Here is a 24349-nt window from a genome sequence, read left to right as displayed (position 1 = left end):
GGGCGTCGCTTCGACTGACATTCCATCTCGACATCCAACCTGCTTCGCCCACCCCCGCGCGTGGACAGCCGCTCGGGCCGGCAGGCTCAACACATCGATACGACGGAGGTAGGCGCCATGAGCACGGGCACCGTGAAATGGTTCAACGAGACCAAGGGTTACGGCTTCATCCAGCCGGATGACGGCGGCAAGGACGTGTTCGTCCACATCTCCGCCGTCGAGCGCGCCGGCATGCGCAACCTGATCGAGGGCCAGAAGCTCTCCTACGAGATCGAGAACGACCGGCGCACCGGCAAGCAGTCGGCCGGAAACCTCCAGGCGGCCTGATCCGCGACAGCGACGCCTCCGGACGGAGCGGTCCGGGGGCGTCGATCGTCCCGCTGCGGCATATCCGCATCTGTCCCTGGATTTGCGACGGCGCGACGACGATTGTCACCCATCGCGGCGATTTCCGAATGCAGCTCAGGTTGCACGCCGCCCATCCGTCGGTCATTGGCTTTTTCGATTCGCCGCGAGGCGGAATCAGGCTTGCCGAATCTGATTTGCTGAAGGGCCCGTTCCCCCGGCCCCGTCCCGCGGATTGATCCGTCGCGGACGCTCCCGAAACCCGAAGTGAGACACCGTACGAGAAAGGTCAGATGAGCGCATTCGACTATCGCAATTTCGACGACCGCCGCCAGAATTCCGCAGCCGCCAAGGCTGCCCTGCTCGCCAAGTTCAAGGCGCGCCCCCCGGCCGACGACCCCGAGATGATCGCCAAGGCCAAGGCCCGGGCCGGGCTCGTCCAGGCCCGCGAGACCCGTCTCCGCGAGCGCGAAGCCGCCCGCATCGCCGCCGAGAAGCAGGCCGCGGAAGAGAAGCGCGCCCGCGAGGAGGCCGAGCTCGCCGCCCAGATCGCCCGCGAGGCCGCCGAGGCCGCGGCGTTGCAGGAGCGCAAGGCCGCCGAGCTCGCCGCGAAGAAGGAACTCCGCGACGCCCGCTATGCCGCCCGCAAGGCCAAGGTGAAGACCAAGCGCTGACGCGGACGCTGCGTCGCATCGGCCGCCAGACAGCGCCGTCCGCCCGCCGCGGACGGCGTTGCCGTTTCTTCCGGACCTTCGCGCCTCGCGCGGCCGTCCCGCCTGTCCGCAGACCGCCGAGGGAAACATGATCGAGCGGCATTTCCGACGGCGTGCGTGCCGGGCCGGCATCGGGCTGGCCGCGATGCTCGTCACCCCCGCGCTCGCGCAGCCGGACGATCGGGTCGCGGCCTGCGATACCCTCGTGTCGCTCCGCCTCCTTACGACCGCCGCCCCCGACCGCGCCGCCGCCCTCGCCCAGGCCGGCACCCGGCCCGGCTGCAAGGCGATCCGGCGCGCCGACGTCGGCGCGGTCGAGCACCGCGCGATGATCGGCGGCGCGCCGTTCGAATGCCTTGCGGTGAAGGGCGAACCGGCCTGCCTCTGGGTTCAGCCTTGAGGAGCTGAAGCCAGGACGACGGCCTGCGGGTCGGTCGATGCGTCGCGCCGAGATGCGGGGAGGCGCCGGCAGCCGTCCTGCTCCGGCTCACCCCGGCGGCGGGCGCATCGCCGGGACCGTCGTCGACGCCGGGCCCCCATCGGGGCGCGTCGGCCTCAGGCGCTGAGCGGCGCGCCGATGCGGGCACGCAGCTGAAGCCGCAGGTTCTCGTTGGCGTTGCCCTCGGCGTCGAGGGCCGACATCAGGCGCAGGAGCTGGCTGATCGGCGTGGCGCGGCTCTGGACCGCCTCCGCGATCCGCTCGTGGAGAGGCCTGTCGCTGCAGGGATTCCAGGTCTGTACGCTGGTCTCGGCCGTCTGACGCATGATCCGCCCCGTCCTTAGAAGGATCCCAGGAAGTTCCGGCGGGGTGGCTACGCCTTTCGCGCCACCCGCGCCAGTCTTATCCTGCGTTGTCCGTAGCCGGCGCGAGACCGCGTCGCATCCGGGCCACACGCATGCCAGGATTGCGGGGACAATTGCGGGCGCGCACCGGATTCGACGTCAGATCGTCTTGCGCTTTGCCAGCGGCGAGGATTCGAAGTCTTCGAGCAGGTGCTGCGGGCTGCGATAGATCGCGATGCAGCCGGCCGCCTTCAGGTCGGTTTCGGGGAACCCGCCGCACAGCAGGCCGACGGTGGCGAGCCCGGCCTTGCCGGCCGCCTGCGCATCGTAGGGCGTGTCGCCCAGGACCACGATCTCGGCGGGGTCGATGCCTTCGAGCCGCTTCAGCGCCGCCTCGAAGATGTCGGGATGGGGCTTCGAGCGCTCGGCGTCGTCCGAGCTCGTCGCCGCGTCGACGAGGTCCGCGATGCCGAGCACGTCCTGGTAGTGCTCGACCTCGCTGCGCTTGCCCGAGGAGGCCAGCGCGATCGTCGTGCCGTCGGCGCGGATCCGCTCGAACAGGGCGCGCACGCCCGGGAACGGCTTCACCCGGTCGCGGTAGGCGCGCTTGAACAGGTCGGAGCGGTAGGCCTCGATCGCCTCGCCCTGGTCGCGCAGCTGCGCCTCCGACAGGAAGACCGGCATCAGCTCGTCGCCGCCCTTGCCGATCTGGCTGCGGACCTTGGCGACGTCGGTCTCGACGCCGAAATGGCGGAAGGCCTCGACCCAGGCCTCCGCGTGAAGGTCGACGCTGTCGAGCAGCGTCCCGTCGATGTCGAAGATCGCGGCTTTCATCGGCTCAGCGCGGGATCGGGACGAGGCGCAGGCCGTCGTCGGGCAGCAGGTTGCGCGTGGGGCCGCCGGTCTGCTGGCCGCGGCCCTGCTGGTAATAGGGCAGCTCCGGCCGCCGGTCGTTGTCGCCGCCGGAATCGTAGGCCCAGGCCGGCTGCCAGGGCGCGCGGCCGCCGACGGTGATCGGCACGGTCTCGCCGAGCGGGCCAGCCGGCGCGCGGTCGCGATAGACCTGCGCCTGCGCGGCGGCCGGGACGGCGAGCAGGGCGAGCAGAAGGCTGGCTGTGCGGAGCGTCATCGGGTCCTCGTGTCGGAAAGGGCGGCGCGCGGGGCGCGCGCGTATCCCGGCCGGTGCAGGGTTCTCGTCGGACAACGGCACAGCTTCGCCGCCGTTCCACGGCCCTCGTCGCGGACTCACGCCGCCGGCGCCTCCGTCCGCGGATGGACGTGCCAGACATAGGCGCACAGGAGCGCCACCGGCACGCCGATCAGCGCCGTGCCGACGAAGAACCAGGCGAAGCCGACATCGGCGATGATGAAGCCGGAGGCGCCGGCCAGCAGGCTGCCGGGGAGCGCGCACAGCGAGGTCAGCAGCGCGTACTGGCTGGCAGCGTGCTCGCTCGCGGCCAGCGACGACATGTAGGTGATCAGCACGATCGAGGCGAAGGCGTAGGCGAAGCTGTCGACGCTGACGGCGATCGCGAAGGTCCAGAACGCCGCTCCCCCGTCACCGCCGTGGATCGCGAGGTAGGCGAGCGCGAGGTGCGAGGCCGAGCCGAACACGGTGCCCGCGACGAGGCTCGCGAGGATCCCGATCCGCGGCACGACGAAGCTCGCCAGGAACGTGCCGGCCAGCGCGACGCCGAAGCCGAACAGCTTGGTCACCGTGGCGATGTCGGTGTTGGAGTAGTGCAGGCTCTTGAACAGCGGCATCGCCATCGCGCTCGACACGTAGCCGGGCATGCGGAAGCCCGCGACCATCACGAGGATCGGCACCGCCATCGGCCCGAGCCGCGTCACCAGCTCGCGGATCGGCGCGACCACGGTCTCGACGAAGCCGGCGCGCTCGTGCGTCGCGGGCCGGGCGGGTTCCGGCTCGGGGGCGATCAGGGCCGCGATCATCCCGGGCGCCATCAGCACGGCCATGCACAGGTAGGCGGCGCGCCAGCCGTAGGCGTCGGCGAGGTAGAGCGCCCCGGCGCCCGCCGCGAGGTTGCCGACCCGCCAGCCGACCTCGGCGAAGGACGACATCAGCGCCTGCCGCTCGGGCGCCGCCGCGGTGATGCGCCAGCCGTCGATCACCACGTCCTGCGTCGCGCCGGCGAATCCCAGCGCCAGCGAGAACACCACCGTCCAGGCGAGGAAGTCGGCCGGGTCGCCGAAGGCGATGCCGGCGAGCGTCAGCGCCACGCCGAGCTGCGTCGCCACGATCCAGCCGCGCCGCCGCCCGAGCCAGCGCCCGAGGATCGGGGCGTCGTAGCGGTCGAGGAACGGCGCCCAGAGGAACTTGAACTTGTAGGCCAGCGTCAGCTCGCTCAGCAGCCCGAGGATGCCGATCGGCACCTTCGCCTCCGACAGCCACGCCGACTGCGTGACGTAGACCAGCAGGAACGGAAGCCCGGAGCTGAAGCCGAGCCCGAGCATCGCCACGATGCGGCGATCCGCGAGGTGGGTCAGGACCGACGGCTTGGCGGATGCGGGCGCGTCGGCCCCGCTCACGGCGTCTGGCATGCGAACCACAACCCCTGGCTTACGGAGATTCGGGGATCCGTCCCTCGCGCCTGCAGGATCGGCGTATCCCGCATCCGGGGCCATCCGGGAAGGGGGCATCCGGGAAGGGGCCGAGCGGGTCCTCGAAACGGCAAGAGCCCGCCCCTCGGTCGAGGGGCGGGCTCTTGCGGTCGAGTTTCGAGGCCTCGGCGGCGGCTCAGTGCAGGCTGGCGCCGGTCGTGGCGCGGGCGGCTTTCGGCTTGGCGGCGAGGCTGGCGGCCGCGAGCGCCTTCGGAGCCTTGGGGGCCGCGATCTTGGACGCCGCGGCCTTCGGGGCCGGCTTGGCGGCAGCGGTCTTGCTGGCAGTTGTCTTGGCGGCAGGCTTCGCGGCGGCCTCGGCGGGCTTCGCAATGGCCTTGGCGCGGCTGGCGCGGGGCTTCAGGGTCTTGGCCGGGCTCGGGGCGAGGCTGGTCTCGGCGACGGCCTCGATCGTCAGGATCGGCGCGGGCGCGGCGATCTCGGCTTCGGCGCGCAGCCAGTGGGCGTCCGCCCGGCCGTGGATGCGGCCTTCGTCCTCCCAGATGTAGTAGGCGCGCTCGCGCACCCGGTGCTCGATCAGGTCCATGTCTCGTCTCCCGTTGCTGTCCCGGGGAAACGATGAAAGCCGGTGGTTAAGGCAGGGTTAACGGGTGTTGCGGTGCGAAGCCGGCGCGAATCCGTGCGCCGGCGCGGGGTCGTCAGCGCTTCGACAGGCGGAGCGCGTTCGCCCGGACCTTGCGCCGGTAGCCGGCGATGACCTTGGCGGTCGAGGCGCCGGACGCCATCATCAGCGCGGCTTCGCCCGCCGCCACGACCTTCTCGGTGACCATGCGCTGCGCCTCGGCCTGGCCGACGGCCCCGCCCGCCGAGAGCATCATCAGCCGCATGCCGATCACCTGCTGCGATTCGAACGCCAGCATCGTGGCGTCCATCCCGAGCTTGAACCAAGAACCGTACATGCGTTGACACTCCAGGCGAGGCGCGCGCGACGAGCGGCACCGGCGCGCCGCGGGCTCCCTCCGCGCGGCACCGGTGCCGTATCCGGGCCGACGAGAAAGAGGGGCTTCAGTCGAAGCTGCGGCCCTTGGCGGCCGAGCCGCCGAGGCTGATCTTCTTGGCAGGCCCGCCGAGGCTGACCTTCTTCGGCTTCGGCGCGCCGGCCTCGACCACCGGGACGGGGGCGGGCGCTGGCTTGAGGTGCGCCTGCCCGTGGATCACCGATCCGACCTCGCCGGCGACCCGGATCAGGTCCTCGCGCTCGCAGGCGCGGGCCACCTTCAGGCCGAGCTGGTGCATGTGGCTCTTGCCGTAAAGGTAGGCGGCGAGCTGCGCCCGCTTCAGCGGCGCGATGCCGGCGACGATCTCGGGGAAGTCGTACTCGTCGGCCCGGTAGACCTCGCCGAGCAGTTCCAGGGAGACCGGGCAGGCGGCATCGGGCTCGGCGCCGCTGGTCGGATGGGCTTGGGTCATGGATCACCTCGGGTCGATGTCGGGTCCGCGGCGGGGCCGGCGGCCGCGTCGGGGGAAGGTTCGGCCGGAGCGAGCGCGGCGCGCGCGCTCTCCGGCGGGGTGGCGGGCCGCGGCCGGTCCGGCCGCAGGGGCGTCGGCGCCGGCGGCCGTCCGAGGCAGCCGGTGCAGACCGAGGCGATCGCGATGTTCGCGCGGACGGTGCTGCGCTCCCACACCGCCTCGCGCGCCGCCCGCGCCGCCGCGATCTCCGGATCGACCCCGCCGGAGCCGAGCGCGGGCGGAGGCGCATCCGAGGGGCGGATGCGCAGGAAGAGCGGTTCCTGCGCCGAGGCGGGCCCGATCGCAAGGGGACCGATCGCAAGGGGCCCGATCATAAGGGGCAGGCTCACGAGGGCGAGCGCCGGGGCGAGCCACAGGACGGGCCGCGAATCGGACCAGCAGGTCATGCCTTCGAGACCTCCCCTAGGCCGGTCGCGTCCGACGCTCCATCGAAGCGCCAGGGTTAACGTCGGCTTAACGGTTGCGGTGCCGGACAGATCCCGTCCCGGGGCGGCGGCTGTGCGGCGGGGATGCGGCGTCGGCGCATTAACCTTTCGTTAACCGTCCGGCGCTCAGCCTGGAGCAGGATTCGGAGGGCTGTTGCATGGCGATCCTCGGGTTTGTCGAATGGCTCGGCCAGGACGTCGCCGCGGCGCTCGCCGGATGCGCGGCGATCGGCGTCGCGGGCCTCGTCGGCCGGGCGCTCGGCGACCGCCACGCGGGCGCGCCCGTCCTGCGGCCGGTCCGGGTGCGCGCCCGCCGCCGCTGAGCCGCCGGCCGGTCCTCAGATCCCGTCGGCGTAGCCGGGGGCTTCGGCCGCCCGCGCGGCGCGGTGGCGCCGGTCCTGCGCCCGCCCGAGCCACAGGCTGTTGACGAGCCAGGCCGCCGAGAGCGGCACCGCCACCACCGAGGCCGCCGCCGCGCCGAACCCGAGCGCCCCGAGGCCGGCATAGGACCACGCGCCGGCCTGGTCGCCCAGGCGGTAGACCACCGTGTCGATGAAGCTCTTGGCCTTGTAGCGGTCCTCCCGCGGCACCACCGTGAACAGCACCTCGCGGATCGGCCGGCTGATCGCGAAGTTGCCCGCCCGCCGCAGCACCTGGAAGCCGACGATGGCGGCGATGGACGGCGCCAGCGCCAGCAGCCCGAAGCCGAGGATGCTCAGCGCGGGCAGGATCGCCAGGGTGAGCCCGACGCCGATCCGGCGCACGATCCGCCCGGTGAGGAAGAACTGCACCCCCAGCGTCAGCACGTTCACCGCCAGGTCGACGCCGGCGAAGAACGCCGTCTGCGCCGCCCGGTCGGGGAAGCTCGCCTTGGCGATCGCCGCCTGCTGGAAATACAGGTAGGTCGAGGTCACCGAGAACAGCAGCAGGAACAGCGAGATGTTCAGGAGGTAGGGCGAGGCGAACGTCCGGGTGACGCCGGCGAACACGCCGCCGCCGATCACCTGTCCCGTCCCCTGCTCCGGCCCGCCGGACGGCGCCTGCCGCAGCCGCTCCGACAGGCGGGCGAGCCCGCGCATGCTGAACACGGCGCATTCGAGCAGCGCGACCGCGCCGAGCATCAGGCCCCAGGTCGGCACGGTCTTGGCGAGCAGCGCGGTCGTCGCCGAGCCGGCGATCGCCCCGAGCGTCGCGCCGGCCGCGATGAAGCCGAACAGGCGCTTGCCCTGGCTCGTCGAGAACACGTCGACGATGGTCGCCCAGAAGATCGACACCACGAACAGGTTGAAGATCGAGAGCCAGACGAAGAACACCCGCCCGATCCACACGTCCCAGTCCGGCGGGGCGAGGTAGAGCGCCAGCGCGAACAAAAGGATGTTGGCGCCGAAGAACCGGTAGGTCAGCGGCACGAAGCGCGCGCGCGGCATGCGCTTGACCAGCCAGGCGAAGGGCAGGTTCAGCGCCAGCATCCCGACCAGCGTCGCCGTGAACAGCCAGGGCAGGTTCTCGATGCCGCCGGCCACGCCCATCTGGTCGCGGATCGGCCGCAGCACGTAGTAGGCGGCCAGGATCGAGAAGATGTAGGCCCAGGACCAGGCCAGGGCCGGCCCCTCTCCGGGCCGGACGCCGATCAGGCGCGCGAGGGCGTTCGAAGGCGCGGCCTCGCTCGGCGGCGTTGCGTGATTCATCGGGTCAACTTGTTGCAAGGACCGGCTCCGACGCGCCCTCCCCCGCAGAGGGGAGAGGGAGTTGCCCGGTGGCCATCGTCACGGCGTCAGCCCGAGGGTCTTGCGCAGCTCCGGCGCGGTCTTCTCGTGGCCGAAGCCCGGCGAGCCCATGGCGAACTTGCTCGCGTCCTTGAGGCCGCCGACCACCACCGAGTCGAAGCCGGCATCGTGCACGAGGCCCTCGGCGACCTTGAGGGCGCTGGCGTCGTCGCCGGCGATCGGGATCGCCATGCGGCCGCCGGCCCGGTCGGCCCCGCCGTTGGCGCCCTCCTTGGCGAAGACCTTGTAGTTGGCGGCGTTGAACGCCCGGACGAGCCTGGCGCCGGGGAAGTACTTCTCCGAGGTGGCGCCGATGCCGTTGGCCTGGACCTCGTCGTAGAGCTCGCCGTCGCGCGCCTTGGTGGCGTTGCCGGCATCGAGCACGACCTTGCCCTTGAGCGCGGCGGCGTAGGATGTCGAGAGCTCCGGATAGGCCTTGTACGGCACCGCCACGAGCACCGCGTCGCCGAAGGCGATCGCCTCCTCGGGCGTGCCGGCCTTGGCCTTGCTCCCGAGGGCCTCGATCAGGGCCTTCAGGGTCTCGGGATGGCGGGAGGAGAACATCACCTCGTGCCCGTCCTTGACCCAGAGGCTCCCGATCGTGCCGCCGATGTTGCCCGAGCCGATCACGCCGATCCGGATTTTCTTGGATGCTTCCTGCGCCATCGCCGGAAACGCGAGGCATGCGAGGCCGGCGATGAGCGCGGCACGACGGGAAAGTCCCAAAAGGTCAGAGCGCATCGATGAAGGCCTCCATCCGTTTCCGCTCGGCCGCATCGGGCAGGCGCCCGCGGGCTGCGGCGAGGTTGTCCTCGACGTAGGCGACCTTCGCCATGCCGGGGATCGGGCAGGTCACGGCCGGGTGGCCGAGGACGTATTTCAGGAAGAATTGCGGCCAGGTCTCGCAGCCGAAGCCCTTGGCGAAGTCCGGCACCGCCTTGCCCTGGACCGCCTTGAACAGGCGGTCGCGCCCGAACGGCACGTTGACCATCACCGCCTGCCCCCGGTCGGCGGCGAGCGGCAGGATGCGCTCGGCGGCCTCGCGGTTGTCGATCGCGTAGTTGACCTGGATCGCGTCGAGGGTCTCGCCGCGCATCATCCGCTCCAGCCCGTCGAACTGCCCGTCGCGCCAGACCGTGACGCCGAGGTAGCGGATCCGCTTCTCGGCCTTGAGGTCGCGCAGCACCGCGAGGTTCTCGGTCGCGTCGATCAGGTTGTGCACGGCCAGCAGATCGATCCGCGCGACCTTCATCCGCGCCAGCGAGCGCTCGAACTCGGCGCGCGTCGCCTCGCGGCCGGTGGTGTCCACCTTGCTCGCCAGGAACACCTTCTCGCGCAGGGCCCCGTCCGGGAGGATGAGGCCGAGCACGTCCTCTGCCGTGCCGTAGCTCGGGGCGGTGTCGATCACCGATCCGCCGAGCGCCACGAAGCGCTCCACCGCCGCCCGCAGCGGCGCGACGGCGTCCGGCGTCGGCGCGACCTCGTAGCGGCGCGAGGTGCCGATGCCGACCACCGGCAGCAGCTCGCCCGTCGACGGGATCGGCCGGCGGATCAGCGCCTCCTCCGCCGCGAGGGTTTGGGCCAAGGGCATCAGCCCGGCGGCGGCGATCAGCGCGCGGCGGGACAGGCCGCTGGGGGCGGGAAAGGCTGCGAGAGGCATCGCGGAAGGCTCCGTGGCGCAAGGCGTGCCGGGACTCAACTAGGGCAACCGTGAGTAAGCGCCCGCCTTTTCTCGATTGTGACTCTGCGAGCCGTTCGGGCGGCTCTGCGATCAATCCTCTTCCGGCGGATCCTCGAACTCCGCGCCCTCCGTGTCGGGGGCGATGCGGAACCGGTACTCGTCGATGGCGAGGAACGCCCGGTGCACCGCCTGCGGGTCGAGGCCGTCGCGCACCACCAGGGTCTGGAAGTCGATGAACAGGCGGGCGATGCGCGCCTCCCCCGTCAGGGCTTGGAGGGCCGAGGAGCCGGCCCCGCCGCGCATCATGAAGCGCTTGGCCGCGCCCTCGGTGTCGGGGAGGGGCAGCACCGCGACCTGGCCGGCGGTGTCCGGGCGCAGCTCCGCCCAGCGCGCCGGCGTCCAGGCGATGATGGCGTCCGATTGCTTCACCGACCGAGCCTCCGCATGCCGTCCCCCGGCGAGCGGCCTACAGAAAGCGCGCGGCCCGGAAAAGGCCTACGGCGCGCGCACCACCTGCCCGCGGATCTCGCCCTTCGGGTTCGCGGCGGTGTGGAGGTTGACGTAGATCTTGCCCGCGACGAGGTCGGCCGCCTTGGCGTCGTCGATCGTGGCCGAGCCCTCGAACGGGCTGGCGGCGGCGGTCACCGGGATCAGCACGCCGGCATTGGCGCCGGCCTCGGCCGGACCGTGGAAATGCGCGGCCGTCACGGGCCCGGTCAGCCCATTGTAGCTGCCCTTCCAGGTCAGCGTCTTGCTCGCCGGATCGTAGGTCGCCGAGATCTCGCCGGTGCCCTTGCTGTCGTTGGCGGGCACTTCCGAACCTGCCTTCAGCGCAGCCCGGTACGCCAGACCTTCGGCTGCCGACGCCCCGGAGACGGTCGCGGACAGCGCGAAGGCGGACAGCGCCAATGCGGCGAAGCCGCCGCGGACGGTGCGGATCATCGGATCCTCCCTTTCGGCAAGCCGGCGTGGCTCGCATCCGGGAAGATAGGCGCATCGGAGCGCCCGGCGATCACGTTGTCGCGTGCGGCCGGCGCCGTGGCGTCGGCCCGCGTGTCAGGCGATGTCGGAAGCGGACGCGTCGGGCGTGCTGGCGCGGGCGATCCGGGCGGCGGACTTCACCATCGCCAGGACGTCGCGGCGCATCTGCAGGTCGGCGATCGCGGCGTAGGCCTTCAGCAGCTCCGCGGCGCCGGCGATGCCAAGGAAGGGCAGGCTCGTGCCGTCCTCGAAGCTGCGGGCCTCGCCGGGCTCGCTCTCGAAGAAGGTCGAGACCGGGACGCCGAGATGGTCGGCGATCGTCTGCAGGCGGCCGGCGCCGACGCGGTTGCGGCCCTTCTCGTACTTCTGGACCTGCTGGAAGCTCACCCCCAGCGCCTGGCCCAGGGCGGTCTGGCTGATCCCGCGGGCGGCCCGAAGCACCGCGATGCGGTTGCCGACGGTGTGGTCGGCATCGGTCGGCTTCTTCTGTTCCGCGGTCGTCATGGGGCTGGCCTCACAGGGTTCGTGCTGTCGGGCGGGATGCCCGGATGTGCGGTGTAACCGGCGCTCTCGGAATACAATCAAGAGGAGCACTGTAATCGTGGTATCAATCTATACCTTTCCAACGGTGCAGCCACGCTTTTTTCGAATGGCCGGTATCCCGCACGGCAGGGGTCGACGTTTCTTAAGGCAACCGCGCTGTCATGGCGTGACGGGAACGCGTTGCGGAAAACGTACCTAAAGTATGTCGATTGATTCGGGCAACACCCCCGTCCGCCCCATCGGCCGAATCCGATCCATCGACGCCCTGCGTGGTCTCGCCGCAACGATGGTGATGCTGCACCATTACCTCTTCAGCTACGAAGGCCGCATCGGGCCGCATGTCGACCGCGTTCCGAGCTTCGCCGCCGGGCATTTCGGCGTCGAGCTGTTCTTCATCCTGAGCGGTTTCGTGATTGCCGGTACGCTCGGGCGGACGCCGTCCCTCGGAGACTACGCCGTGCGGCGGGTCGCGCGGCTGTATCCCGCCTTCCTCGTCTGCTCGGGGGTCACGCTGGGGATCTTCGCCCTCGGCGGCCCGAATCCCGTGGGGATCACGCCGGGCGCGGCCCTCGCGGGTCTGACGATGCTCAGTTCGCTGATCCGGGTGCCGCCGATCGATCCGTCCCACTGGACGCTGACCTACGAGGTCGCCTTCTACGCCCTCGCCGCCCTCGCCCTGATCCATAGGGGCCCGGCGACCGATCCCGGGCTGCGCCTGGAGCGGATCTGCGCCGGATGGCTCGCCGCGGCGTTCGTCGGCACGCTGGTCCTTCCGGTCCGGACGCTGCAGGTGGTCGTGCTCCTCAACCTTCCCTTCGCGCTGCTGTTCGTGATCGGGGCGATGCTCGCGCGCCTCGCGGCGGGCGCGCTGACCCCCCTCGGCCTCGGGGCGCTCGCCGCCGCGTTCGGCTTCACCGCCCTCGGGCCCGCCGTCGACCACGGCGGCGTCGGGACGGGCCTCTACGTCCTGCTCGTGCTCGGCTTTGCCGGCACGGTCCTCGCCGCCGCGACCGGGCGGCTGCCCTGGCTCGGCTGCGCGCCCCTGGTTTTCCTCGGGGCGATCTCCTACCCGCTCTACCTCGTCCACCAGATCCTCGGCTACGCGATCATCCGGGCGCTGGAGGCCGGCGGATGGTCGTCCGGATCGGCGATCCTCGCGGCCGTCCTCGCCTCGGTCGGGCTCGCGACCGTGATCCGCTACGCCGTCGAGACGCCGGGACAGCGCGCGATCCGCCGCGCCTTCGACCGGACGCGGTCGTCCGTGCCCGACACCGCCGAGCCGGCCCGATCCTGATGGGATCCTTATGGATTCGGCGCCGCCTCCCTCTCGCATTCCTACGGCGCGTCCGGCCACTCTGACGATCACGGCAAGCAGGTCGCCGGGGCGGATCGGTCGAAGCGGACCGGTCGGCCCACGACCGCGTTGCCGGCTCCTCGTCCGGACGCCCGCCATGCTCGACCTCGTCTTCCTCGCCGGAGGCCTCGCCTTCTTCGCCCTCGCGGTCGGCTATGCCGGCCTGTGTGCGCGCCTGTGAGGGCCCCGCCATGCCCTACGGCCTGTCTCTCGACCTGACCCTCGGCGCCCTCGTGACGGTCGGCCTCCTCGCCTACCTCGCCTACGCCCTCGTCCGCCCCGAGCGGTTCTGAAGGACACCAAGCCCATGACCGTGAACGGCTGGATCCAGATCGCGCTCTTCTGCGCGGTCGTGCTGGCGCTCGTGCGCCCCCTCGGCGGCTACATGACCCGCGTGTTCGCGGGCGAGCGGACGTTGCTCTCGCCCGTGCTCAAGCCGATCGAGCGCGGGCTCTATCGCCTGGCCGGCATCGACCGGACCCACGAGCAGCACTGGCTCGCCTACGCCACCGCGATGCTCGTCTTCCACGCGGCCGGCTTCGTGCTGCTCTACGGCCTGCTGCGGCTGCAGGCGGCCCTGCCGCTGAACCCGGACGGGCAGGGCGCCGTGGCGCCGGACCTCGCCTTCAACACCGCGGCGAGCTTCGTCACCAACACCAACTGGCAGTCCTACGGCGGTGAGACCACGCTCTCGTACCTGTCGCAGATGCTGGGGCTGACCCACCAGAACTTCCTGTCGGCCGCGACCGGCATCGCCCTGGCCGTCGCCCTCGTCCGGGGATTCTCGCGGGCCTCGGCGCGGACGGTGGGCTCGTTCTGGGTCGATCTCACCCGCTGCACCCTCTACCTGCTGCTGCCGCTCTGCGTCGTGTTCACGCTGTTCCTGGTCTGGCAGGGCATCCCGCAGACCTTCGGCGGCGCCGTCGCGGCGACGACGCTCGAGGGCGCGCCCCAGACCATCGCGGTCGGGCCGGTGGCGAGCCAGGTCGCGATCAAGATGCTCGGCACCAACGGCGGCGGCTTCTTCAACGCCAACGCCGCCCACCCGTTCGAGAACCCGACCGCGCTGTCGAACTTCGTGCAGATGGTCTCGATCTTCGCGATCGGCGCCGCGCTCACCAACCTGTTCGGCCGCAGCGTCGGCGACGAGCGTCAGGGCTGGGCGATCCTGGCCGCGATGGCCGTGCTGTTCGGGGCCGGGATCGCGGTCACCTACGGCGCCGAAGCCGCCGGCAGCCCGGTCCTGAACGCGCTCGGGCTTCCCGGCGGCAACATGGAGGGCAAGGAGATCCGGTTCGGGATCGTGGCCTCGGCGCTGTTTGCCGTCGTCACCACCGCCGCCTCCTGCGGCGCGGTCAACGCCATGCACGACTCGTTCACCGCGCTCGGCGGCATGATCCCGCTGATCAACATGGAGCTCGGCGAGATCATCGTCGGCGGCGTCGGCGCCGGGCTCTACGGCATGCTGGTCTTCGTCATCGTCACGATCTTCGTCGCCGGGCTGATGGTCGGGCGCACGCCGGAATACCTCGGCAAGAAGATCGAGGCGCGCGAGGTGAAGATGGCGATGCTCGCCATCCTCTGCCTGCCGCTGATGATGCTCGGCGGCACCGCGCTCGCCACCGTGGTCGCGGCGGGGCTCGCGGGGCCCGCCAATGTCGGCCCGCACGGCTTCTCCGAGATGCTCTACGCCTTCACCTCGGCGGCGGCCAACAACGGCTCGGCCTTCGGCGGCCTGACGGCGAACACGACCTTCTACAACACCACGCTGGCGGCCGGCATGCTGGTCGGGCGGTTCTTCGTGATCGTCCCGGCGCTCGCCATCGCCGGCGCGCTCGCCGCCAAGAAGACCGTGCCGGCCTCGTCCGGAACGTTCCCCACCGACGGCGGCCTGTTCGTCGGGCTCCTCGTCGGCGTGATCCTCATCGTCGGCGGCCTGACCTTCTTCCCGGCGCTGGCGCTGGGGCCGATCGTCGAGCACCTCGCCGGCGGCCTCGGCCAGACCTTCGCGGCGGGGGGCTGACCCGTGGGCCGCACCCTCCTCCACGCCGCCCCCCGCACAGCACCCCGCCCCTTGCCGCGGCGCAAGCGGGGCGCGCAGCGCCCGCGCCCGGCCGTCGCCGGGCGCCGCCCGCCGGTCCGGGTCTCCGACCTGATCCTGGCGATGCTGAGCCTCACCCTCCTCGGCGCCCTCGGCCTGATGGCCGGCGCCGCCCTCCTCGGCCGCGCGCTCGGACACTGAGCCCGCCGGCCCTCCCCCGCATCCGGACGAAACCCCATGTCCCGCCCCTCCCAGACCCTGCTCAGCGCCGCCCTCGTCGGCCCGGCCCTCCTCGGCGCGCTGCGGAAGCTCGATCCGCGCCTCATGGTGCGCAACCCGGTGATGTTCGTCGTCGAGGTCGTCGCCGCGCTCACCACGGTGCTGTTCGTCCGCGACGCCGCGACGGGCGCCGAGAACCTCGCCTTCTCCGGGCAGATCATCCTGTGGCTCTGGTTCACGGTGCTGTTCGCCAACTTCGCCGAGGCGATCGCCGAGGGGCGCGGCAAGGCGCAGGCGGATTCCCTGCGGCGCACCCGCACCGAGACCATGGCCAAGCGGCTGACGGGTGCGGGCCGCGCCTTCGAGACCGTCCCCGGCAACGACCTCAAGGTCGGCGACGTGGTGCTGGTCGAGGCCGGCGACATCATCCCCTCGGACGGCGAGGTGATCCTCGGCATCGCCTCGGTCAACGAGGCGGCGATCACCGGCGAATCCGCCCCGGTGATCCGCGAATCGGGCGGCGACCGCTCGGCGGTGACCGGCGGCACGCAGGTGCTCTCCGACGAGATCCGGGTGCGGATCACGGCCGCGGCCGGCTCGACCTTCGTCGACCGGATGATCGCGCTCGTCGAGGGCGCCGCCCGCCAGAAGACCCCGAACGAGATCGCGCTCAACATCCTGCTCGCCGGCCTGACCCTGATCTTCGTCTTCGCCGTCGCCTCGATCCCGAGCTTCGCCTCCTATGCCGGCGGCGCGATCCCGCTGATCGTGCTGGTCGCGCTGTTCGTGACGCTGATCCCGACCACCATCGGCGCGCTGCTCTCGGCCATCGGCATTGCCGGCATGGACCGGCTGGTGCGCTTCAACGTGCTCGCCATGTCGGGCCGCGCCGTGGAGGCGGCCGGCGACGTCGACACGCTGCTCTTGGACAAGACCGGCACGATCACGCTGGGCAACCGTCAGGCCACCGCGTTCCGCCCCGTCCGCGGCGTCACCGAGCAGGAGCTCGCCGACGCGGCGCAGCTCGCCTCCCTCGCCGACGAGACGCCGGAGGGCCGCTCGATCGTGGTGCTGGCCAAGGAGAGCTACGGGATCCGCGCCCGCGACATGGCAAGCCTCGACGCCACCTTCGTGCCGTTCACCGCACAGACCCGGATGAGCGGCGTCGACCTCGCCGGCTCGCAGATCCGAAAGGGCGCCGTCGATTCGATCGTCGCGGCGGTGAGCGGCGGCCCGGTCGCGACCCGGGGCTCCAGCGCGGCCCTGGCCTACGCGCCGACCGCCTCGGCCGAGAGCGTCGAGGAGGTCCGCGCCATCGCCGACGACGTCGCCAAGGCCGGCGGCACGCCGCTCGCCGTCGCCCGCGACGGACGCCTCCTCGGCGTGGTGACGCTGAAGGACATCGTGAAGGGCGGCATCCGGGAGCGCTTCTCCGAGCTGCGCCGCATGGGCATCCGCACGGTGATGATCACCGGCGACAACCCGGTCACCGCCGCCGCGATCGCCGCCGAGGCCGGCGTCGACGACTTCCTCGCCCAGGCCACCCCCGAGGACAAGCTGGCGCTGATCCGCCGCGAGCAGGCGCAGGGCAAGCTCGTCGCGATGTGCGGCGACGGCACCAACGACGCCCCCGCCCTCGCCCAGGCCGACGTCGGCGTCGCGATGAACACCGGCACGGTGGCGGCGCGCGAGGCCGGCAACATGGTCGACCTCGATTCCGACCCGACCAAGCTCATCGAGATCGTCGGCATCGGCAAGCAGCTGCTGATGACGCGCGGCGCGCTGACCACCTTCTCGATCGCCAACGACGTGGCGAAGTACTTCGCCATCATCCCGGCGATGTTCCTCGGGCTCTATCCGCAGCTCCAGGCACTGAACGTGATGGGGCTCGCCTCGCCCCAGAGCGCGATCCTGTCGGCGATCATCTTCAACGCGTTGATCATCGTCGCGCTGATCCCGCTGGCCCTGCGCGGCGTGGCCTACCGCGCGGTCGGCGCCGGCGCGCTGCTGCGCCGGAACCTGGCGGTCTACGGCCTGGGCGGAATCCTGGTGCCCTTCGTCGGCATCAAGGCGATCGACCTCGCCGTCACCGCGCTCCGCCTCGCCTGATCCTCCCCCTTCGCGTCACGAGACCCCGCCATGCTGACCCAGCTTCGCCCCGCCCTCGTCCTGCTGATCGCGCTGACCGCGCTCACCGGGCTCGCCTATCCGCTCGCGATGACCGGGATCGCCGGCCTCGCCTTCCCGAGCCAGGCCGCCGGCTCGATCGTCCTGCGCGACGGCAAGCCCGTCGGGTCGAGCCTGATCGGCCAGGCCTTCGCCGGCGCGCGCTACTTCCAGGGCCGGCCGTCCGCGACCAGCGCCGCCGACCCGGCCGACCCCGCCAAGACCGTGCCGGCGCCCTACAACGCCGCGAACTCGTCGGGCTCCAACCTCGGCCCGACGAGCGCGGCGCTCGCCGAGCGGGTCGGCGCCGACCTCGCCCGCCTGAAGGCCGAGAACCCGGGCGTGCCGGTGCCGGTCGACCTCGTGACCACGAGCGGTTCGGGCCTCGACCCCGACCTTTCGCCCGCCGCCGCCCTGTTCCAGGTGAAGCGCGTGGCGGCCGCGCGCGGGCTCCCCGAGCCGGCCGTGCGCGACCTCGTCGAGGGGCAGGTCCGCGGTCGCTGGCTCGGCATCCTCGGCGAGCCGCGGGTGAACGTGCTGGCGCTCAACCTCGCGCTGGACGGGCTGGCGAAATAGGCGCTGGCCCATTCGGGCCCCGTTGCGGGTAGGATGCGCCCCCGATGCCCGAGCCGAGCCGAGACCCGTCCCGCCCCTCCCCCGACGCGCTGCTCGAAGCCGCGCGCCGCGAAAGCCGGTCGCGCGGCCGGCTGAAGATCTTCCTCGGCGCCGCGCCGGGGGTCGGCAAGACCTACGAGATGCTGACCACGGCCCAGGCCAAGGCCCGCGCCGGCCTCGACGTGGTGATCGGCGTGGTCGAGACTCATGGCCGCGCGGAGACGGAGAGCCTGCTCGCCGGGCTGGAGGTCGTCCCGCGCCGCGCCGTCGCCTACAAGGGCACCCGCCTCGACGAGATGGATCTCGACGCGCTGCTGGCCCGGCGCCCGGCCCTGGCGCTGGTCGACGAGCTCGCCCACACCAACGCGCCGGGCTCGCGCCACCCGAAGCGCTACCAGGACGTCGAGGAATTGCTCGACGCCGGCATCGACGTCGACACCACCCTCAACATCCAGCACGTCGAGAGCCTGAACGACGTCGTCGCCCAGATCACCCGCATCCGGGTGCGCGAGACCGTGCCCGACGGCATCCTCGACCGGGCCGACGACATCGAGGTGATCGACCTCAACCCCGACGACCTGATCCGGCGCCTCGAGGACGGCAAGGTCTACCTGCCCCGCAACGCCGCCCGCGCGCTGCGGCACTACTTTTCCCGCGGCAACCTCACGGCCTTGCGCGAGCTGGCGCTCCGCCGCACCGCCGACCGGGTCGACGACGAGCTCCTGAGCCACATGCGGGCCAACGCCATCCCCGGGCCCTGGGGCGCGGGCGAGCGGGTGCTGGTCTGCGTCAGCGAGGATCCGCGCGCGGCCGGGCTGGTGCGCTACGCCAAGCGCCTGGCCGACCGCCTGCACGCGCCCTGGACCGCGCTCTCGGTCGAGGGGCCGCGGGCGCAGGCGCTGTCGGAGGCCGCGCGCGACCGCATCGCCGACACCTTGCGGCTGGCCGACCGGCTCGGCGGCGAGGCGGCGACCGTGCCGGGCTCGCGGCGGATCGCCGACGACATCCTGGCCTATGCGCGGAGCGCCAACGCCAACCACGTCGTGGTGGGCAAGTCCGAGCGCTCGCGGCTCTTCGAGATCCTGAACGGCTCGGTGGTGCACGACCTCGTGCGCGGCTCAGGGCAGATCAGCGTCCACGTCATCGCGGGCGAGGCGCAGAGTGGGGAGGCGCAGGGCGGGGACGCGGCCGGGCCGAAGAGCGTGCGCACGGCCGCGGAGCCGTCCCGCTCGGCCTGGCCCTACGCGGTCGCGCTCGCGGCCGTCGGGGGCGCCCTCGGGATCGCGCTCGCGCTGCAGCCGATGCTCGGCGTCGAGAACGCCGACCTCGTCCTGCTCACCGCCGTGGTCGCCGTGGCGGTGCGCTTCGGCCTCGGGCCCTCGCTCGCCGCCGTGGTGGCGGCCTCGCTCGCCTACAACTTCTTCTTCCTGCCGCCGCTCTACACCTTCACCATCGCCGACCCGACCAACGTCGCCGCCTTCTGCCTGTTCACGCTGGTCGCCGTGCTGGTCTCGAACCTCGCCGCGCGCACCCGCCAGGAGGCGGTGGTCTCGCGGGCGCGGGCCGTGGCGAGCGAGCGGCTCTACGGCTTCAGCCGCAAGCTCGCCGGCTGCGGCACCCTCGACGACGTGCTGTGGGCGACCGCCTACCAGATCGCCGCGAGCCTCGACGTCCGCGTCGTGCTGCTCCTGCCCGAGGCCGGCGCGATCGCGGTGCGCGCCGGCTACCCGCCGGAGGACACCCTCGACGCGGCCGACCTCGCCGCCGCCAAGTGGGCCTTCGACAACGACCGGGCGGCAGGCCGCGGCGCCGACACCCTGCCCGGCGCCAAGCGCCTGTTCCTGCCGATGCGGACCGGCCGGGGGACGCTCGGCGTCATCGGCCTCGACGCCGACCGGGCCGGGCCGATCCTCTCACCGGAGAGCCGGCGCCTCGTCGACGCGCTCTCCGACCAGGGCGCGCTGGCCATCGAGCGCGTCCGCCTCGTCGAGGACCTCGACCGGGCCGAGCGCGCGGCCGAGACCGACCGCCTGCGCCAGGCGCTGCTCACCTCGATCTCGCACGACCTGCGCACGCCGCTCGCCGCCGTGCTCGGCGCGGCCACGACGCTGCGCGACCTCGACGACGCCCTCGACGCCCCCGCGAAGGCGGATCTCCTCGCGACCGTCATCGCGGAATCCGAGCGCCTCAACCGCTTCATCGCCAACCTCCTCGACATGACCCGCCTGGAGGCCGGCGCCGTGGTGCCCAACGTCGCGCTGCACGACGTCGCCGAGATCGCCGACACGGCCTTGCGCCGCCTGGAGGCGATCCTGTCCGGCCACCGCGTCGTGGTGGAGATCGCGCCCGGCCTGCCGCCGCTGCGGCTCGATCCGGTGCTGTTCGAGCAGGTGCTGGTCAACCTCCTCGACAACGCCGGCAAGTACGCCCCCGAGGGATCGACCATCCGCCTGCGCGGGCGGCGGGACGGGATGCGGGTGCGGATCGAGATCCTCGACGAGGGCGGCGGCCTGCCGGAGGCGGACCTGGAACGGGTGTTCGACACGTTCTACCGCGTCGCCAAGGCCGACAGCGTGCGGGCCGGAACCGGCCTCGGCCTGCCGATCTCCCGCGGCTTCATCGAGGCGATGGCCGGCACGGTCGTCGGCGCCAACCGCCGCGACCGCTCCGGCGCGGTGTTCACCATCACCCTGCCGGTCCCCGCCGAGCCCGCGCGGACCGCCTCGGATCGGGCGGCATGACCCTGCACATCCTCGTCGTCGACGACGAGCCGCCGATCCGGCGGCTGCTGCGCACCGGGCTCGGGACCCAGGGCTACGCCGTGCTGGAGGCGCCCGACGGCCGCACCGCCCTGGAGACCCTGGGCCGCAAGGCGTCCGGCCACGAGACGGTGGACCTCGTGATCCTCGATCTCGGGCTGCCCGACATGCGCGGGCACGACCTCCTCGCCCGGATCCGCGCGGCGCATCCCGCCCTGCCGGTGGTGGTGCTGTCGAGCCGCGACGACGAGACCGGCAAGGTCGAGGCGCTCGACCTCGGGGCCGACGACTACGTCACCAAGCCCTTCGGCATGGGCGAGCTGCTGGCCCGCATCCGCACGGCGCTCCGCCACCAGCTCGCGACGGAAGGGCAGCGCCCGCTGTTCCAGGTCGGGCCCCTGAGCGTCGACCTCGTGCGCCGCATCGTCCGGGTGGAGGGGCGCGAGGTGAAGCTGACGCCGCGCGAGTACGACTTCCTGCGGGTGCTGGTGCAGCATGCCGGCAAGGTGCTGACCCATGCCCAGCTGATGGGCGCGGTCTCGGCCTCGTCCGACCCGCAATACCTCCGGGTCTACATGCGCCAGCTCCGGCAGAAGCTGGAGGCCGATCCCGAGCGCCCGCGCCTGCTGCTCACCGAGACCGGCGTCGGCTACCGCCTGCGCGCGCCCGACGACGGGCTGTCGCGCTGACGGCGTCCCCGATGCGGATCTTTTCCTGAACGAACAGGTCCGGCGCGGGTTGTGCAGGCCGCGATCCCGTTCGGATCGCAAACCCGTCCGCATCGCAAGGCCGCCCCGCCCCATGAACACCACGACCCCGGATACGACCCTGAAAGCCGCCGACTTCGCGGCTCCAACCGTCCTGCTCGCCGGCACGGTGGATTACGACATGTACCGGGACTTCCGGGCCCAGATCGGAAAGGCCCCGTGCGAGGGGCTGGTCGTCGTCGAGCTGACCACGCTCGGCGGCGACCCGGAGGTCGCGCGGATGATGGGCGAGGACATCCGCTTCAAGAGCGCGATGAACCCGCAATGCCGCTACGCCTTCCTCGGCAAGGCGGCGATCTACTCCGCCGGCACCACCTTCATGAGCTTCTTCACCCGGCAGAACCGCTACCTCACCCCCGGCACGCGGCTGATGATCCACGAGCGCAAGCTCGCCAAGGAGCTCCGGATCAACGGTCCGCTGACCACCTGCATCGCCACGGTGAAGGCGACGCTCCACGAGATCGAGTGCTCGATCGCGATCCAGAACGAGGGCTTCGCCAACCTCGTCGAGGGCTCGAGCGTGACCCTCGATCAGGTGATCGAGCGGGCTCCCTACAATTGGTACATCGAGGCCGAGGAGGCCCGCACCCTCGGCCTGATCGAGGCGGTGATCTGAGGCTCATGCCGAGTCTTCAGGCCAAGCCTCGTAGGTGAGAACCCATGAGGTCCGGCGGTCGCGGGGGCCGAACCTCGATGAGCCGGGCTCACCGAGGGTCGGCATCAGAACGCCAGCTTCATCCCGGCGACGAGGTTGCGCGGGGCGCCGGCATAGATCGAGCCGGTGGTGCCGGCGAGCACGCCCGCGCCGTTCTGCAGCCCGGTCGTCGCGCTGATCGTGTCGGCGAGGTTCTGGGCCGAGGCGGCGTAGACCGTGTTGAACAGGTTGCGCACCTCGGCGTAGAGCGTGAGGCGCTTGGCGTAGCCGCCGGGGAGTTCCGTCGCGTAGTGGACGTTGGCGTTGACGATCGCGTAGCCCGGCGCCTTCAGCTGGTTGGCGTTGTCGAGGTAGAAATCGTCCTGGAACACGGTCTCGACGAAGGCGCCGAGCCCGGTGAGCGGCCCGGCCGGGACGTCGTAGCCGACGCGGGCGAGCAGCTGGTTGGCCGGCACGCCGGGGATGCGGTTGCCGGCGCGGTCGAGGCGGCGGGTCAGCGCTCCGGCGCTGAGCTGCTCGACGTAGCGGGTGTAGACCTGGTCGTCGAAGGTGTAGGCGGCGACGATGCGCCAGCCCGGCGCGAAGGCCCAGTCGGCGCCGACCTCGAGGCCGCGGTGCTCCGAGGCCGGGGCGTTGAAGGTGTAGCTCTGCAGGCCGGCCCCGGGCGATTGCGAGACGAGCTCGTTGCGGAAGATCTCGTAGAAGCCGGTGACGCTGAGGCGCAGCCCCTCGACCGGCGTCCAGTCGGTGCCGAGGTCGAAGCCGAGGTTCTCCTGGGTCTGCAGCCCGGTGTTGTTGCCGGGCAGGCCCGCCGAGGTCACGAACAGGTTGCTCGCCGCCGGCGTGGTGTAGCCGGTGGCGACGCGGCCGCGGAACGCCCATTCGGCGCTCGGGCGGTAGACCAGCGCCAGTTCCGGGGCGACGTTGAGGAAGCTGCGGTTCGCGTCCGCGATCGTCGTGGTCGCGCCCGCGGCCGCGTAGGCGTAGGCGAGGCTGCGCCCGGTGATCGACGTGGTCTCGGCGCCGATGCCGACGACGCCCGTCCACTGCTCGGAGAGCGCGACCTCGGTGCGGGCGCGGCCGCCGAGGTTCGACTGCACCGCCTCCTGGTCGCCGATCAGCGCGCCCAGCCGCGGGCCGCCGTAGGGCGCGCGGTTGTAGGTCGAGATCCGGTTGTCGATGGTGCTGTAGGCCAAAGCCACGTAGCCGACCGCCGGCAGGCCGAACAGGTCGTAGCGCCGGGTGAGGTCGGTGAGAAAGTTCCAGGACGGGTACGAGCCCCGTGACGCGGTCGCGTAGAACGGCTGGTTGAAATTGCGCTCGTCGAAGCCGAGTTGCGTGCGCCAGGTGGTCTGGGCGTCGATGTCGTGCTCGTAGCGCGCCGCCACGATCGTGCGCCGGTCCTTGCGCTCGAAGCCGGCCTCGTCGGCGGTGACGCCGACCCTTCGGCCGTAGGCGCCGTTGACGAAGAGGTTGGTGAGCGAGCAGCCCGCCGCCGCGGTCGCCGCCGCCGCGCAGCCGCGCTGATAGGGGTTGGTGCGGAACTCGGCCAGCGACGACCGGGCGGCGAGGTCCGCGTGCAGGTCGTTGTTGATCACCTTGAGGGTGAAGCGGTTGTCCGGCGTCGGGGTGTAGCTCGCCAGCAGGTCGATGGTCTGCGTGTCGTAGGACGAATGGTCCTGGTAGCCGTTGGCGCGCACGTCGCTGGAGAACAGGCTGATCTCGAACGGGCCGCTGACGCCGCCGACCGTGAAGGAGGTGCTGAGATAGCCGAAGCTGCCGGCATCGGTGCCGATCTCGTAGCCGTCGATCTCGCGGCCGGTGCGGGTGCGGAAGGCCAGCGCGCCGCCCGTGGCGTAGTTGCCGAACAGGGCCGATTGCGGCCCGCGGAACACGTCGATGCGGGAATAGGCCCGCGGGTCGGCGAGGTCGAAGCGCGCGGCGCCGTCGGGCTGGGTCAGGACGAAGCCGTCCTCCAGCACCACCGTGTTCTTGATCACGCCGGTGGAGCGGGCGTTGTTGCCGCGGATCGAGATGATCACGTCGCGCCCGCCGTTGCCCTGGCGCACGGTGACGCCGGGGCTGTTGGCGAGCACCGCGCCGACGCTCGTCGCCGGCCGGTTCTCGATCGTGTCGCGCCGCCCGATCCCGGTCACGACCTGCCCGACCGGATGCTCGATGACGCTGGGCGCCGAGCCCTGCGGCGCGGCGACGCCGAAGGGAATGCCGGCCGCCGGTGCCGGCCCGTCGCGCTCGCCGACCACCGAGAGCTCGGAGAGCGTGACGCTCTCCTGTGCCTGTGCCTGTGCCTGCGCCTGCGCCTGCGCGACGGCGAGCGGGCTGGCGGACAGGAGGAGGAGGCCGGCGCGCAGCCGGAGCTTGGGCAGGAAGGGCATCGGGCGGGCTCGTCTGATCGGGAGGCAGGC

At 71.9% G+C, this 24349-nt stretch carries 28 protein-coding genes; 13 read left to right on the top strand and 15 right to left on the bottom strand.

All coding sequences use genetic code 11. The features are described from left to right. Nucleotides 1-117: 117 nt before the first annotated feature. The 3 genes from ACFZ8E_RS13020 (at nucleotide 118) to ACFZ8E_RS13010 (ending at nucleotide 1458) form a co-directional block, all read left to right on the top strand. Entirely contained in the window at nucleotides 118-327 is a 210-nt protein-coding gene (locus ACFZ8E_RS13020; protein ID WP_018043862.1) for a cold-shock protein, read from the top strand. Nucleotides 328-638: 311 nt separating this feature from the next. Then, a complete protein-coding gene (locus ACFZ8E_RS13015; RefSeq protein WP_405042922.1) occupies nucleotides 639-1019 on the top strand; it encodes a DUF6481 family protein in 381 nt (126 codons plus the stop codon). Nucleotides 1020-1146: 127 nt separating this feature from the next. Continuing rightward, on the top strand, nucleotides 1147-1458 hold the full coding sequence (locus tag ACFZ8E_RS13010) for a hypothetical protein (RefSeq protein WP_147843413.1): 312 nt from the start codon (nucleotides 1147-1149) through the stop codon (nucleotides 1456-1458). A 155-nt stretch (nucleotides 1459-1613) separates the two neighbouring features. Here ACFZ8E_RS13010 and ACFZ8E_RS13005 read toward each other — a convergent pair whose 3' ends face one another. The 8 genes from ACFZ8E_RS13005 to ACFZ8E_RS12970 form a co-directional block, all read right to left on the bottom strand. After that, nucleotides 1614-1823, bottom strand: a complete 210-nt coding sequence (locus ACFZ8E_RS13005; protein ID WP_147843412.1) for a hypothetical protein — start codon at nucleotides 1821-1823, stop codon at nucleotides 1614-1616. A gap of 177 nt (nucleotides 1824-2000) precedes the next feature. After that, entirely contained in the window at nucleotides 2001-2675 is a 675-nt protein-coding gene (locus ACFZ8E_RS13000; RefSeq protein ID WP_243986594.1) for an HAD family hydrolase, read from the bottom strand. 4 nt (nucleotides 2676-2679) lie between these two features. Next, nucleotides 2680-2970: a hypothetical protein gene (locus tag ACFZ8E_RS12995; protein ID WP_405042921.1), complete on the bottom strand. Its 291-nt coding sequence runs from the start codon at nucleotides 2968-2970 to the stop codon at nucleotides 2680-2682. A 116-nt stretch (nucleotides 2971-3086) separates the two neighbouring features. Continuing rightward, the gene (locus ACFZ8E_RS12990; protein ID WP_243986592.1) at nucleotides 3087-4403 is read right to left on the bottom strand and encodes an AmpG family muropeptide MFS transporter; all 1317 of its coding nucleotides are present in this window, start codon (nucleotides 4401-4403) and stop codon (nucleotides 3087-3089) included. 196 nt (nucleotides 4404-4599) lie between these two features. After that, entirely contained in the window at nucleotides 4600-5007 is a 408-nt protein-coding gene (locus ACFZ8E_RS12985; RefSeq protein ID WP_405042920.1) for a DUF2934 domain-containing protein, read from the bottom strand. Between the two features lie 112 nt (nucleotides 5008-5119). Further along, nucleotides 5120-5380: a hypothetical protein gene (locus tag ACFZ8E_RS12980; RefSeq protein WP_147859544.1), complete on the bottom strand. Its 261-nt coding sequence runs from the start codon at nucleotides 5378-5380 to the stop codon at nucleotides 5120-5122. A gap of 106 nt (nucleotides 5381-5486) precedes the next feature. Next, nucleotides 5487-5891 (bottom strand): hypothetical protein, encoded by a 405-nt coding sequence (locus ACFZ8E_RS12975; protein WP_147727278.1) that lies wholly within the window; start codon nucleotides 5889-5891, stop codon nucleotides 5487-5489. Beyond that, nucleotides 5888-6337, bottom strand: coding sequence for a hypothetical protein (locus ACFZ8E_RS12970; protein WP_405042919.1), 450 nt, complete (start codon nucleotides 6335-6337; stop codon nucleotides 5888-5890). Before ACFZ8E_RS12970 ends, ACFZ8E_RS12975 begins: the two co-directional genes overlap by 4 nt. 197 nt (nucleotides 6338-6534) lie before the next feature. Between ACFZ8E_RS12970 and ACFZ8E_RS12965 the strand changes: the two genes are divergently transcribed. Next, the gene (locus ACFZ8E_RS12965) at nucleotides 6535-6699 is read left to right on the top strand and encodes a hypothetical protein (protein WP_405042918.1); all 165 of its coding nucleotides are present in this window, start codon (nucleotides 6535-6537) and stop codon (nucleotides 6697-6699) included. A gap of 15 nt (nucleotides 6700-6714) precedes the next feature. Here the strand turns inward: ACFZ8E_RS12965 and ACFZ8E_RS12960 are convergent, their stop codons facing one another. From ACFZ8E_RS12960 to ACFZ8E_RS12935, 6 genes are all read right to left on the bottom strand, one after another. Continuing rightward, complete coding sequence (locus ACFZ8E_RS12960) at nucleotides 6715-8064, bottom strand: NTP/NDP exchange transporter (RefSeq protein WP_405042917.1); 1350 nt, start codon at nucleotides 8062-8064, stop codon at nucleotides 6715-6717. A 78-nt stretch (nucleotides 8065-8142) separates the two neighbouring features. After that, nucleotides 8143-8883, bottom strand: a complete 741-nt coding sequence (locus ACFZ8E_RS12955) for an NADPH-dependent F420 reductase (protein WP_405042916.1) — start codon at nucleotides 8881-8883, stop codon at nucleotides 8143-8145. Further along, nucleotides 8873-9802, bottom strand: coding sequence for an aldo/keto reductase (locus ACFZ8E_RS12950; protein ID WP_405042915.1), 930 nt, complete (start codon nucleotides 9800-9802; stop codon nucleotides 8873-8875). Before ACFZ8E_RS12950 ends, ACFZ8E_RS12955 begins: the two co-directional genes overlap by 11 nt. Before the next feature lie 111 nt (nucleotides 9803-9913). Beyond that, nucleotides 9914-10252 carry a hypothetical protein gene (locus ACFZ8E_RS12945; protein WP_147727690.1) on the bottom strand — a complete coding sequence of 113 codons (339 nt, stop codon included), beginning with the start codon at nucleotides 10250-10252 and terminating at the stop codon, nucleotides 9914-9916. 66 nt (nucleotides 10253-10318) lie between these two features. Next, on the bottom strand, nucleotides 10319-10765 hold the full coding sequence (locus tag ACFZ8E_RS12940) for a CHRD domain-containing protein (protein WP_243935696.1): 447 nt from the start codon (nucleotides 10763-10765) through the stop codon (nucleotides 10319-10321). A gap of 114 nt (nucleotides 10766-10879) precedes the next feature. Next, on the bottom strand, nucleotides 10880-11308 hold the full coding sequence (locus ACFZ8E_RS12935; protein ID WP_147727688.1) for a helix-turn-helix domain-containing protein: 429 nt from the start codon (nucleotides 11306-11308) through the stop codon (nucleotides 10880-10882). 241 nt (nucleotides 11309-11549) lie between these two features. Between ACFZ8E_RS12935 and ACFZ8E_RS12930 the strand changes: the two genes are divergently transcribed. The 9 genes from ACFZ8E_RS12930 (at nucleotide 11550) to ACFZ8E_RS12890 (ending at nucleotide 21884) form a co-directional block, all read left to right on the top strand. Then, nucleotides 11550-12641, top strand: a complete 1092-nt coding sequence (locus ACFZ8E_RS12930; RefSeq protein WP_243948268.1) for an acyltransferase — start codon at nucleotides 11550-11552, stop codon at nucleotides 12639-12641. A 251-nt stretch (nucleotides 12642-12892) separates the two neighbouring features. Further along, nucleotides 12893-12994, top strand: coding sequence for a K(+)-transporting ATPase subunit F (locus tag ACFZ8E_RS12925; protein WP_210246746.1), 102 nt, complete (start codon nucleotides 12893-12895; stop codon nucleotides 12992-12994). Between the two features lie 14 nt (nucleotides 12995-13008). Then, nucleotides 13009-14724: a potassium-transporting ATPase subunit KdpA gene (kdpA, locus tag ACFZ8E_RS12920; RefSeq protein WP_405042914.1), complete on the top strand. Its 1716-nt coding sequence runs from the start codon at nucleotides 13009-13011 to the stop codon at nucleotides 14722-14724. A gap of 3 nt (nucleotides 14725-14727) precedes the next feature. After that, nucleotides 14728-14943, top strand: a complete 216-nt coding sequence (locus tag ACFZ8E_RS12915) for a hypothetical protein (protein WP_243933467.1) — start codon at nucleotides 14728-14730, stop codon at nucleotides 14941-14943. 36 nt (nucleotides 14944-14979) lie between these two features. Beyond that, nucleotides 14980-17070, top strand: coding sequence for a potassium-transporting ATPase subunit KdpB (kdpB, locus tag ACFZ8E_RS12910; RefSeq protein WP_243933468.1), 2091 nt, complete (start codon nucleotides 14980-14982; stop codon nucleotides 17068-17070). Nucleotides 17071-17100: 30 nt separating this feature from the next. Continuing rightward, nucleotides 17101-17703: a K(+)-transporting ATPase subunit C gene (locus ACFZ8E_RS12905; RefSeq protein WP_147729400.1), complete on the top strand. Its 603-nt coding sequence runs from the start codon at nucleotides 17101-17103 to the stop codon at nucleotides 17701-17703. A gap of 44 nt (nucleotides 17704-17747) precedes the next feature. Next, the gene (locus tag ACFZ8E_RS12900; protein WP_243948266.1) at nucleotides 17748-20483 is read left to right on the top strand and encodes a sensor histidine kinase KdpD; all 2736 of its coding nucleotides are present in this window, start codon (nucleotides 17748-17750) and stop codon (nucleotides 20481-20483) included. Beyond that, nucleotides 20480-21190: a response regulator gene (locus ACFZ8E_RS12895; RefSeq protein WP_147728118.1), complete on the top strand. Its 711-nt coding sequence runs from the start codon at nucleotides 20480-20482 to the stop codon at nucleotides 21188-21190. The genes ACFZ8E_RS12900 and ACFZ8E_RS12895 overlap by 4 nt, the downstream gene beginning before the upstream one ends. A 112-nt stretch (nucleotides 21191-21302) precedes the next feature. After that, a complete protein-coding gene (locus ACFZ8E_RS12890) occupies nucleotides 21303-21884 on the top strand; it encodes a peptidase S14 (RefSeq protein ID WP_147728117.1) in 582 nt (193 codons plus the stop codon). Nucleotides 21885-21988: 104 nt separating this feature from the next. On the opposite strand, the gene ACFZ8E_RS12885 is transcribed toward ACFZ8E_RS12890, so the two are convergent. After that, nucleotides 21989-24319: a TonB-dependent receptor family protein gene (locus ACFZ8E_RS12885; RefSeq protein ID WP_405042913.1), complete on the bottom strand. Its 2331-nt coding sequence runs from the start codon at nucleotides 24317-24319 to the stop codon at nucleotides 21989-21991. Between the last annotated feature and the right edge of the window lie 30 nt (nucleotides 24320-24349).

The organism is Methylobacterium sp. HMF5984, assembly GCF_045033435.1.
Lineage (GTDB): Bacteria > Pseudomonadota > Alphaproteobacteria > Rhizobiales > Beijerinckiaceae > Methylobacterium.
The sequence above is the reverse complement of the archived record's forward strand: the minus strand, read 5'-3'. Positions and strand labels throughout refer to the sequence as shown.